Origin of the sequence: Marinifilum breve (assembly GCF_003202155.1) — a bacterium.
Classification (GTDB): domain Bacteria; phylum Bacteroidota; class Bacteroidia; order Bacteroidales; family Marinifilaceae; genus Marinifilum; species Marinifilum breve.
In genome coordinates this window covers 71,540-83,674 of record NZ_QFLI01000008.1, presented here as the reverse complement: position 1 = coordinate 83,674, position 12,135 = coordinate 71,540, and the positions used below count along the sequence as shown (strand labels likewise).

Sequence of the window (12,135 nt, the reverse complement as noted above, 5' to 3'; positions counted from 1 at the left end):
TAGGATACTTTCTTCTATTTTTTTGCTTAATATGAGAAATGATTTTGTGTAAAGAAATGTTTGAATAAATTATAACTATTGAACTTTCTAGCGGTTCGACAATTAGACTTTTGATACTTTAAAAAATATAAACAGATGAATTTAAAACCAATCATTTTTGCTGCACTTAGAGTAATTCTATATGCAATTCCAGTTGCAGCATCAGCATTAATCATTAAAAGCGATGCAGGTATTCTTATCGATGGGGGAAAATTTGGAGAAGGTTCCCAAACCGAATGGATGCAGCAAATGTATTTGTTGCTAACCAGTATTGTGTTTATTTTGGCTGGCATTCGTTCCAGAGGACATCAAGCCATTTCATACCTATTTGGTGGTGGTGCCTTGGTAGCCTTAATTCGCGAGTTCGATGTTTATTTCGATAAGATCTATCACGGAGCCTGGTTCCCATTTGCATTGTTTGTATTGTTGCTTTCCATCTTCTTGGTATATCGCAAACGCCAGCAAATTTGGGAAAACCTTGAGGAATTTTTTACAACACCAGCATTCGGAACCTTTATTGCAGGTTTTTTAAGTGTATTTGTTTTCTCACGTTTGTTTGGAACCAAGAAAGTGTGGCGTGCCTTGTTCGATGTTGAAAAGTTGGAACCAGTGCAACGTTGGGTAAAAAATGCAGTTGAAGAAGGAAGTGAGCTATTTGGATATACCTTGCTTTTTATAGCGGCAATTGAGTTTTACGTATATGTTTCGAAAAAGCTGAAAGAATAAATTTTAACCACAAATTATACCATATTAAAAAAATAGAGAGCTATTTTAATCTCTTAAATAGTTTAGGTTAAAATCACTAAAGAATATAATTTAAAGCGCACTTTATGGTGTGCTTTTTTTATGATATAAATTTTGTGTTTGATTTAGTACTTTTGACATTAGATTGTACATGAATGATTGTGAGAGGTTTATTTCCTTAAAAATAAGCTCTTCAATTGGCTGAGGAGATCATTTTTTCAAAAAAGAAGTTCCTCAATTGGCTGAGGAGATCATTTTCTTAAAAAAGAAGTTCCTCAATCGGTTCAGGTAATCGTTTTCTCAAAAAAGAAGCTCCTGAATTGGTTCAGGTAATTGTTTTCTCAAAAAAGAAGCTCCTGAATTGGTTCAGGTAATCATTTTCTCAAAAAAGAAGCTCCTGAATTGGTTCAGGTAATCGTTTTCTCAAAAAAGAAGTTCCTGAATTGGTTCAGCAGATTGTTTCCATAAAAAAAGCCACTCAAAAAATGAATGGCTTTAAAATATTATCGTAGAATTTAATCAATCACACCCGAACCAATTAATTCACCTTCATCGTACCAGGCAGCAAACTGTCCTGAAACAACGGCACGTTGTGGATCATCAAAGTGGATGTACAATCCTTCCTCTTTAAAATGAATGCTTCCACCTTGTAAAGGTTGGCGATAACGAATTCTGATATCGTATCTTCTTTCACAGTTTTCGGTCGGACGCAAATCTTCGCGAATAAAGTGAATGTCTTCGTTCGGAATAAACAAGGCTTTGCGCATTAGCAATGGATGTTCGTGTCCCATTCCCACGTAAACAATGTTTTCCTTTACATCGGTACCAATAACAAACAAAGGTTCTGCTTTTCCACCAACATTTAGCCCTTTACGCTGACCTACGGTAAAAAAGTGAGCTCCATTGTGCGTTCCTACTTCTTCTCCCATTTCAGGAGAAAACTGATAGGGTTGAGCAATGTCTTTCAACTCCTCTGATTGTGGAATGATTTCGTTTGCCTTATCGGCAGATATTTCGATGATTCTTCCTTTTTTAGCTTTTAGCTTTTGCTGAAGAAATACAGGCAAATCAACCTTACCCACAAAACAAATTCCCTGTGAATCTTTCTTCTCGGCCGATGCTAATTTTTCTCTTCGGGCAATTTCTCTTACCTCAGGCTTTTCGATATGTCCGATTGGAAACATCGCCTTCGATAATTGCTCCTGTGAAAGTTGACACAAGAAGTAAGACTGATCTTTGTTGTTGTCTTCACCAGCAATTAAGCGGTAAACTTCTTTACCATCTTTAACAATGGTTTCTTTCTGGCAATAATGTCCTGTTGCAACGTAATCGGCACCCAATTCCAAAGCTTTCTTTAAGAAAACATCGAATTTAATTTCACGATTACACAATACATCAGGATTAGGAGTTTTCCCTTTTTCGTATTCGGCAAACATGTAATCAATTACTTGCGCACGATATTCGGTACTCAAATCCACAAAGTGAAAAGGAATATTTAGTTTTTTAGCAACCATTTGTGCAAACAAAACATCCTCTTCGAACGGACACTCTTCCGATTTTAATCCAACTGTATCGTTCCAGTTTTGCATGAACAGAGCTTCAACCTCATAGCCTTGCTCAATTAATAAATGTGCAGCAACACTTGAGTCTACTCCTCCCGACAGTCCGATTACAACTTTTTTCTTCATTAAATAAAATCTCCTTGTTTTTTCAAGGAGCAAAAGTATTCATTTTTTACAGATGTGGCAAACAATCAAACTTTAAACAGATGTTAATATATATCCATACAAATAGTCTACATTTAATCTGTTAGCTTACAAAGATGCAGACCGATTCAAGAAGGATTTTTGGGCATTGGAAGGTCAAGCTGCTTATACGAAGAAAACTTTTAGTAAGTCGGGGAAGCTTCGAAGAATTGAGAAGATCACCCCGCCGCACTTAAAGTTTTCAAGTATCAGTTGTTTGAGCTTACTCGCCCTAGATTTTTTGCATCCTTTTTCATCAATGGAAAAAGGATGAGCCTCTGCGGCTTTAGCAGTTAAAGTAAGATGATTTAAATTTGTGGTATGTAGATTCTTTTAGGTAAGCCCCTTATGCAAAAAAAATAGTGGTTGAAAAGCCTTTTAAGCCATTAGTTTTATAGAAATGGAATTGATTAAAACTCTTTTATAGATAATCTTTAATAAGCAATTGTAAATTTCGATGATAAAATTTCTTATGAATTTTTTTTGATCCACAAATTGCGTTAAATTCGTTTATAATTTAAAATTGAGATTACTCTCTTTAACTAACTAATAAACAAAGCTAAAATTTAACACATGAAGAAACTTGGTTTAACACTTATTGCTGCAATGATATGTTTTGTTGCAATATCTCAGGAAAAGCAAGATACATCTTACTGGAAAAAAGGTGGGATGATTTCGATATCATTTTCGCAAACATCTTTAACCAATTGGTCTGGTGGTGGTGATAATGCGATTTCAACAAACTCGCAGTTAAATTTATTCGCCAATTACAACAAAGGAAAAAATAGTTGGGAGAACAAATTGAACCTGGAATATGGTTTGGTAAAGCAAGGAGACGAAGGAGTGCGTAAGAGTATCGATAAGATTGAATATAGCACCAAGTATGGTTATAAAAATGGAGGACATTGGTACTATACAGCTCTCTTCGATTTTAAGACACAGTTTGCCAAAGGTTACAATTACAGTAGCGAAGAGGGAGTAGATGATGTGAAAATTTCGAATTTTCTTGCTCCTGCTTACATGAATTTATCAGTCGGTATGGATTATAAACCAAGTGATGTGTTCTCGGCATACATTTCACCAGTAACCGGAAAGATGACAGTTGTAAATGATGATGATCTTTCGGATAAAGGAGCCTTTGGAGTTGATCCAGGAGATAAGTTTAGAAGTGAGTTTGGTGCCTTTTCAAAATTGTCTTTGAACAAGGATATCATGGAAAATGTAAACTTAAAAAGTACGCTTGATTTGTTTACCAATTACTCGGAGAGCTTTGGTAATATTGATGTGACCTGGGAAGTAATGTTGAACATGAAAATTAATAGCTTCTTAACTGCTACTGTTAATACTTCACTAGTATACGACGATGATGTTGATTATTTTAATGAAGAAGGAATTAATAAAGGTCCAAGAATTCAATTTAAGGAGATTATCGGTGTTGGTTTGGCTTACAAGTTTTAACCGAATTAATATAAATTACAAGCGGAAGATTCATGGTCTTCCGCTTTTTTTATGCTCATCTTCCTCTTTGCACTAAAATAACGCCTGTTTTTTCTTCAACAAACTGAAAGTAGTGATACAACTTGTAGTTGATATCAAAACCATAATCCTCGAAAGGATCGTAGTAAATGTGATTCTCGAAATATGGATGTCCTTGTGAGTGTTTTATATTCCACTCTGTAACATACCTGTGATTCCAATTTTTATAATAGCTATTGGTGCGTGCTGTTGCTGGCATATTTCGTGTAACAAACCAATTTTCGAAACCAATATCTAAAATTAATAATTCGTATTCGGTACTATCTGCAAGTTCGTTTGTAGCAAGCTCACTTGTATTATCATTTACAATTTCAGGTTGATTGAATGAAGAGTATGAACTGCAAGCCGCCAATGCAAAGAAAGCAACTAGAATAAATAATAAATGTTTCATAGTTCATTCGTTTTAATGCTTAAAAGAACACTTATAGTATTGATTGAATCAATATTGAGAGAGGCTGTATTATAGGAACGTTTTGTAAGGTAAAAAGTTGCGATTGGTAACACTTAAAAAAAGAAAAGCAGGTGTGAAACACCTGCCTTTACATTTAGTATTTGAAATTATAATTTTAGTAGTTTTTTCGTAATTACTTCTTCTTCATCTTCAATAGAAATGAAATACATTCCTGGAGCAAGATCGGAAACATCAAGCGTGTTATTTTCCATGTCAAGTGTAACAATTTTTATTGTCTTGCCAGTTATCGAGCTAATTTTTACTCTCGACTGAATGTTACCCTGAATAAACAGGTTCACATAGTCTTTGGCAGGATTAGGATAAAGTTTTAGTTCTTCAACAGGAGGAGTATCACTTAATGGCAATCCAAAAGAAGAATTTTTAGCAATACTTGCAGGTGCTGTATTCGAAATGTTTACCGTGTAATCTTCAACTTCACCCTGGCTGAAAACTTGACAACCATTTGCTGCAGCTCTTCTGTGCTTCAATATTACTCTCATGCGTGTATGTCCTAGCGCTGCATCAGAAGGTATATTTACATTTTTCGATGATACGCCTGAATTGATTGTATATCCTGTTGCAACTAATTCTCTATTGCTAAAGTTACCATCTCTATTAAAATCGATGTAAATTTTCCAGTGGGCCGCGTAGGTTCTTCTTGTATATGCTAACGAGAAGTTTAAGGTATAAGAACCTCCTGGAGCAACATTTGCGATTAGTCCGGTATAGTCTCCATAACCACCATCATTTCCTGATGGATTACTCATGTCAGCAAATTCAACTAAATCAATGTATTCATATCGAGTATCTCTACCGTATGATTCGCAATACTCAGGAGTTGGAGATTCTCCCAATGTAGTTAAGGATTGTACAGCAGTATAATCGCTATCTCCAGTTGAATTGGTTGCTCTTACCTGATATTCGTATGTGGTTTCAGCCAAAGCGCTGGTATAATCAAAGCTTGTTGATGTTGTTGAGTAAGATTCCCACACGCCACCTAATTCTCTGACTTGAATATCATAGTTATCGGCAAATTGCATGGAATTCCAGCTAAGTGTAAATGAACCAGATGTGATGTTTGACGCACTTAATCCGGTAGGAGTGTTTGGAGCTGGAACAGGATCTGTAGTCAAGCTTCCGACTGTAGAATATTCACCAGATCCAACTTCATTATTTCCTCTTACCCTGAATTCATAGTTTGTTGAGGCATCAGCATTTGTATAATCGTAAGTTGTAGCACTTGTATTGAAAGATGTCCAGCTACCACCGGCGATTCTAATATCAAGATCGTAATCATCGGCATCAGTTAAAGCATCCCAGCTAATTGTAAATGAATTATAGGTAATGTTTGAAGCCATTACGTTCTGTGGAATACCAGGAGCGCTTGGTGCTTCAAGAGTTGTTGCTGATTCTATAGTTGAATATGCACTTGAACCTATTTCATTGTTAGCTCTAACTCGGAATTCATAGGTTGTTTCTCCTGTTAATCCAGTATAATTATACGAAGTTCCCGTTTGATTAATGGTAGTCCAACTTCCACCTTGTTCTCTTACCTGAAGATCGTAATCATCAGCATCTGTTACTGCATCCCAGCTTATGGTCATGGAATTGTAAGTAATTGATGAAGCCATTAGGTTTATAGGAGTTTGTGGAGCAGTAGGAGCTTCAAGTGTAGTTGCAGATTCAATGTTTGAATATGCACTTGAACCAATGCTGTTGTTGGCTCTAACTTGGAATTCATAAGTTGTTTCACCAGTTAATCCAGTATAATTATACGAAGTTCCCGTTTGATTAATGGTTGTCCAACTTCCACCTTGTTCTCTTACCTGCAGATCGTAATCATCGGTTTCTGGCATCGCATCCCAGCTGATTGTCATCGAGCTATATGTAATTGAAGATGCTGTAAGATTGGTAGGTGTATCTGGAGCAGTAGGAGCAGCTTCTGTAGTTGCACTGGCAATTGCAGAATAATCGCTTGATCCTACTTCATTGTTAGCTCTAACACGGAATTCGTAAGTTGTCTCAGCTGAAAGACTAGTATAATCATATGAAGTCCCAACTTGATTAATTGTAGTCCATGATCCACCTTGTGGACGAACATCAAGATCGTAGTCATCAGCATCTGTTACTGCATCCCAGCTTATGGTCATTGAATTGTAGGTAATTGCTGATGCTGTAAGATTTTCAGGAGTGTCAGGAGCTGTTGGTGCAGCTTCGGTTGTTGTACTTGCAATTGCAGAGTAACCACTTGCTCCGGCATCATTATTAGCTCTGACACGGAATTCGTAAGTTGTGCCTGCAGTTGCACCTGTGTAATCATGAGTTGTAGCTGTAGTGTTGTAATCTTGCCAGTTTCCACCTTCTTCTCTTACTTGCAAATCGTAGCTAGTTGCACCCGAAACAGCATTCCATTCAATGGTAAAAGAAGTTTGGCCTACATTGGTTGCTGTTAGGCCCGAAGGAACAGATGGCAAGTTGTCATCGCTTAATGCTTTATAGGCATTTAGTCTACCACTACCTAGTTTACCAGCATAGGTTGAACTTTGTAATGCGTCAATATCATCGGTGTTATCAACCAGTTTATTCCAAAGTTCGGTAGGTGTAATATTACCTGCATATTTCGAAACGATTAATGCAGCAACACCCGAAACGTGTGGACAAGCCATTGATGTTCCTTGCATAACTCCATATTGATCGTTAGGATATGTACTGTGAATTGCTGTTGGATCTTCATTGGTAGTTTCCAATTCTCCTCCAGGAGCTGCAATGTCAACCCAATCCCCATAATTAGAATAGTATGATCTTACATCATTTTTGTTTGTTGCAGCAACAGAAAGAACTTTATCGTAGTAAGCTGGGTAATATCTACTTTGCGAATTGTCGTTACCAGCTGAAAAAATAACAATACCACCATCCATTGGCGCGTCAGGTCCACCTGCATTGGCAATAAAATAATCGATTCCATCAAGTACAGCCTGATCGTAGTAATATGGATATCGGTAACTCCAACTATTTTGAGAAATTACAGCACCATTATCTGCTGCGTAGGTAAATGCTTCTGCAAATCCACCTGTTGATGCGGCAAATACATTACATGACATGATTCTAACGCCATCGCCATTGCCACTACCACCAGCAACACCGCTAACACCTATGCCATTATTATTAACCGCTGCAATGGTTCCAGCAACGTGTGTTCCATGGTCACCTACATAAATTTCACCAGTGTCATCACCAAAGTTGTAACCATATATATCATCAACGTAACCATTGTTGTCATCATCAATTCCATTACCTGGTATTTCACCTGGATTTACCCACATATTTGCAGCCAAATCAGCATGGTCAAAATCTACACCACCATCTTCTACGGCAACAATTACATTAGAATTACCAGTCTCAATTTGCCATGCTTCAAGCAAACTGATATCAGCTCCGGCAGTACCATTATTTTGACCAGTATTTTCGTAATGCCACTGATCTCCAAACAATGGATCATTTGTACCAGAAGGCAAAGCTGCAGGAGCAATGGTTTTTCCTTTATCCATTGCTACATGTTTCACTGCATGTACACCTTCTGCAATGGAAATTTCAGCAACATTATTATATGACTCGATTAATTGTTTCACAGGAGTTGGTGAATTAAATTCTAATTCATACCAAAGGTGTAGACCAAATTTTTTGTGTCGAGCTTCGTGTTTACCCGCATGACGATAAACCCTTTTCATCTTATGAGCCTTAAATTGCTCATTAACTCTATTGACACTTTCAAAATTGGTTTGAACAAATTCTGGTTTTTGTTTGAGCTTAACATCCTTAGCTTCTTGGAGAAGTTGATGTAAGGCTTCAACTTTTCGGTCTTCAGTTTGTTCAAATTTAATTCGAATAATTCCTTTGTATTTTCCCTCAGAATTAATCTCCTTTTCCTGACTATAGCTGAAGCCAGTTAGAAATATTAGACAAAGAAATAGAGTAAAAAAATTTTTCATAACTGCTTGGTTTAAAGTGAATGTTTTTATAAAACTTTCAATAAGTTAATTAAAAATGCTTAATAGTACAATATCAAAAGGTTAGGAGTGTTTTTGGGAGCTTGTAGGTTGAAATTATTGTTAATGGTTCGAAGGTGTTCCTTAATTTCGTAGGATTGTTTGCTATTATTTGCTTGTAGAGAATTTTGTTTAATTTTAGTTGATTAGTTAAAATTAAACTATTCATGATATTAGGTTAATAAAATTTATTTATCAAAAAGATGAATTTTATTATTAGAGGATCTGATATTAATTTTATGGTTTATTAAGAACTGTACTGAAAAGATTATTTGTAATTTTCGGCTTAAATCAACTTGGAATGTCACAACTTAATATATATAGAGCTTCAGCAGGCTCAGGAAAAACGTATACACTTACTGGTGAGTTTTTAAGCATTGTTTTCAGCGATCCTTTAAGCTATAAGAATATTTTAGCGGTTACTTTTACGAATAAGGCTACCGATGAAATGAAATCGAGAATCTTAAAAGAGATTCATATCATCTCATCCGGAAAAAAGTCGCCATATGCACAGCAATTGTGTGAGGCGAATCAGCTTAATTCTGAAGAGTTGAGAAGAAGAGCAAAAGAGATTTTGAATCGAATGCTTCATGATTATTCAAGATTCTCAGTAACTACCATTGATAGTTTTTTTCAAAAGGTTGTGCGTTCTTTTACCCGAGAGATTGGCTTGCAAATGGGTTACAATATTGAGTTGGATCAGAGCTCAGTATTGAGTGATGTTGTAGACCACTTGTTGCAGGATGTTGATAAGGATTCGCAATTAAGAAACTGGCTTTCTTCCTTTGCAGAATCTAAAATCAGGGATGGAAAAACTTGGAATTTTAAACAAGATATATTAACACTTGGAAGTGAAGTGTTCAAGGAAGATTTTCAAAACTTCTCGAACAGTTTGATTGATAAATTATCAGATAAAAAGTTTCTAAGCTCTTATCGAAAAATCCTGAATGAGATTAAGGAGGAGTTTGAACAATTTTTTGCATCAAAAGGTGATGAAGCAACAAGAATTATGGAGAGTCACACTTTAAGTGTTGCCGATTTTTCATATGGCAAAACAGGAGTGGCAGGTTATCTGGAACGATTGGGAAAGGGCGGAAAGTATGAACCTGGTGCAAGGGCCCGAGCTGCAATTGATACGCCAAAGAAATGGGTTGCAGGTAAAGCTGCAAAAGAAACCAAAATGGCTGTTGAAACAGCTGTTTCATCTGGCTTAAATGATATTCTGAAAGCTGTAGTGAATTATTACGATGAGCAATCGATGTTGTACAATTCAACCGAAAAGACGCTCAGCTACATTTATACTTTGGGAATTCTTACAGACCTTTCGAAGAAAGTTCGGGAGTACTCTGAAGAGGAAAATATTTTTCTATTATCGGATGCGAGTAGGTTGTTAAGAGACATTATCGGAAACAATGATTCACCTTTTATTTACGAGAAAATTGGTAATGTGTACAAGCACTTCATGATTGATGAGTTTCAGGATACATCGTCTATGCAGTGGGATAATTTCAGGCCTTTGGTTGGAAACTCTTTGGCTGAAGATCAGCATTCACTTGTAGTAGGTGATGTAAAGCAATCTATTTATCGATGGAGAAACGGTGATTGGAAATTGTTGGCAAATCAGTTGGATACAGACTTTAGCGCTTATGGAGTGAATGGCTTAAGCTTAAATTACAATTGGAGAAGTAGCAAAAATGTGATTGATTTTAACAATGCCACTTTCGCATTGGGAGCTCAAATCATGCAAAATCAATACAATGAATCTATTCCTGTAGAGATTTCAGATCGAATGGAGGATGAGAAGCAAAAAATTGTGAGTGCATACCAGGATGTATATCAACATATTCCTGATAAGGGAGAAGTAGCATCAGGATATGTTAAAGCTCATTTTCTTGAAAAGGAAAATGAATCGGATTGGGTAGAACAGGTTTTGGAAGATTTACCTCTGAAAATAGAAGAATTACAATCTAGTGGTTACAAAGCCAGAGACATTTCAATTTTGGTGAGAAATGGTAAAGAAGGAGGATTGGTAGCTGATACCTTAATGGCTTATCGCGCTAGTGAAAATGCAAAGGAGAATATCAATTACGATGTTATTTCCAATGATTCCCTTTATTTAAAGAACTCATCTACGGTTAATTTTTTAGTTCACCTTCTTCATTATTTGGTTTATCCTGATGATAAAATAAACATTGGTTTCTTAAAGCAGGAATATAGTTTGTACGTTCAGGAGTCTGTAAATACAAGTACTGATGATTTGTATGTGATTACCGATGAGAATTTTGATGCCACTTTTCCAAAGGAATTTCAAGATCATATTGGAGAGTTAAAACGTCAGCCATTGTACGATTTAACCGAGAAGTTGATTAAGATATTTGGCTTGAATCAAAACTCGGATGATTACCCTTTCCTGGAAGCATTTCAAGATTTGGTTTTAGGCTTTACCAAAAGTGATTCTCCAGATTTGAATTCCTTTGTGCAATATTGGGAGGAGAGAAAAGACAAAGAGGTAATTTCGGTATCCGATGAACAGGATGCCATTCGAATCATGACAATTCATAAGTCTAAAGGTTTGGAATTTAAAGCTGTAATATTACCTTTCGCAAATTGGGATTTAGATAATACACGGCATACCAATATTTTATGGTGCCAGCCTAAAGTTGAGGGTTTTGATATTTTAGATGTATTGCCGGTTCGCTACAGCAGTTCGTTACGCGAAACGATATATTATCAGGAATACTTCGAAGAGAAGTTGCAGTCATATATTGATAATCTGAATTTATTGTATGTGGCTCAAACCAGAGCAGAAGAGGTATTTATTAGCTATTCGCCAATAAACAAAAACAAAGAGCTAAAAACAGTAGCTGATCTGCTGCATTTTGTTTTTAAAGAGGCAAATGTGTTTTCAACTGATTTTTATGGCGACAAAATAGTATCTCTTGGTGAGTTCTGGAACGAAGAAGATAAATGTTTTGAGATGGGGAATTTGCCAAGTCAGAAAAATGTAAGTATCCCAGCTTCAAAAGAAAAGTCGATGGAATATCCAGCTTCATTATTGGATGATAGGTTAAAGTTAAGATCTCATTCTGCAGATTATTTTGATTTTTCCGAAGCAGAATCAGTGGAATCTTTTTCTCCTGTGAGCAGGGGGAATATTTTGCATCAGCTTTTCCAATTAATAGAGTATGCAGAAGATTTAGACCAAGCTGTTGCACAATTGCAATTTGAAGGGAAGTTAGATGAAAAACAGGCTGAAGAAGTCTTGGAGTTTGCAAAAACATTGCTGGCTGATGATCGGGTTGCAAAATGGTTTTCTAAAGATTGGGAAGTTGTGAATGAAAGAGATATCCTAAAAGGGAACGGTGAAGTCTACCGTCCTGATAGGGTAATTCGAAAAGGAAAAAATGCCATTGTAATTGATTACAAGTTTGGGAAGAAGAAATTAAAATCTCACGAAAAACAAGTTACGGTTTATAAAAGATTGGTTGAGTCTTTAGGTTTCAATCATGTTGAAGGATATGTATTGTATGGAAAATTATCTGAAATTGTAAGTGTTTAGTTCTATTTATGATAA

The 12,135-nt window shown here is 36.1% G+C and carries 6 protein-coding genes; 3 read left to right on the top strand and 3 right to left on the bottom strand.

What is annotated here, in order from left to right:
- The first annotated feature begins 135 nt into the window (after positions 1-135).
- Positions 136-765, top strand: coding sequence for a type 2 periplasmic-binding domain-containing protein (locus DF185_RS16660; RefSeq protein ID WP_110361899.1), 630 nt, complete (start codon positions 136-138; stop codon positions 763-765).
- A gap of 533 nt (positions 766-1,298) precedes the next feature.
- Here the strand turns inward: DF185_RS16660 and mnmA are convergent.
- On the bottom strand, positions 1,299-2,471 hold the full coding sequence (gene mnmA / locus DF185_RS16655) for a tRNA 2-thiouridine(34) synthase MnmA (RefSeq protein ID WP_110361898.1): 1,173 nt from the start codon (positions 2,469-2,471) through the stop codon (positions 1,299-1,301).
- Between the two features lie 630 nt (positions 2,472-3,101).
- Here mnmA and DF185_RS16650 point away from each other — a divergent pair.
- Positions 3,102-3,986 (top strand): DUF3078 domain-containing protein, encoded by an 885-nt coding sequence (locus DF185_RS16650; RefSeq protein ID WP_110361897.1) that lies wholly within the window; start codon positions 3,102-3,104, stop codon positions 3,984-3,986.
- A 55-nt stretch (positions 3,987-4,041) separates the two neighbouring features.
- Here DF185_RS16650 and DF185_RS16645 read toward each other — a convergent pair whose 3' ends face one another.
- Both DF185_RS16645 and DF185_RS16640 read right to left on the bottom strand, forming a co-directional pair.
- Positions 4,042-4,455 (bottom strand): DUF6146 family protein, encoded by a 414-nt coding sequence (locus DF185_RS16645; protein WP_110361896.1) that lies wholly within the window; start codon positions 4,453-4,455, stop codon positions 4,042-4,044.
- 167 nt (positions 4,456-4,622) lie between these two features.
- Positions 4,623-8,504: a fibronectin type III domain-containing protein gene (locus DF185_RS16640; RefSeq protein ID WP_110361895.1), complete on the bottom strand. Its 3,882-nt coding sequence runs from the start codon at positions 8,502-8,504 to the stop codon at positions 4,623-4,625.
- A 358-nt stretch (positions 8,505-8,862) separates the two neighbouring features.
- On the opposite strand from DF185_RS16640, the gene DF185_RS16635 reads away from it, so the two are divergent.
- On the top strand, positions 8,863-12,120 hold the full coding sequence (locus DF185_RS16635; RefSeq protein ID WP_110361894.1) for a UvrD-helicase domain-containing protein: 3,258 nt from the start codon (positions 8,863-8,865) through the stop codon (positions 12,118-12,120).
- Positions 12,121-12,135: the final 15 nt, after the last annotated feature.

Coding starts and splice junctions, on each gene's coding strand:
- DF185_RS16660 (WP_110361899.1), top strand. CDS start 136: ATGAATTTAAAACCAATCATTTTTGCTGCACTTAGAGTAATTCTATAT.
- mnmA (WP_110361898.1), bottom strand. CDS start 2,471: ATGAAGAAAAAAGTTGTAATCGGACTGTCGGGAGGAGTAGACTCAAGT.
- DF185_RS16650 (WP_110361897.1), top strand. CDS start 3,102: ATGAAGAAACTTGGTTTAACACTTATTGCTGCAATGATATGTTTTGTT.
- DF185_RS16645 (WP_110361896.1), bottom strand. CDS start 4,455: ATGAAACATTTATTATTTATTCTAGTTGCTTTCTTTGCATTGGCGGCT.
- DF185_RS16640 (WP_110361895.1), bottom strand. CDS start 8,504: ATGAAAAATTTTTTTACTCTATTTCTTTGTCTAATATTTCTAACTGGC.
- DF185_RS16635 (WP_110361894.1), top strand. CDS start 8,863: ATGTCACAACTTAATATATATAGAGCTTCAGCAGGCTCAGGAAAAACG.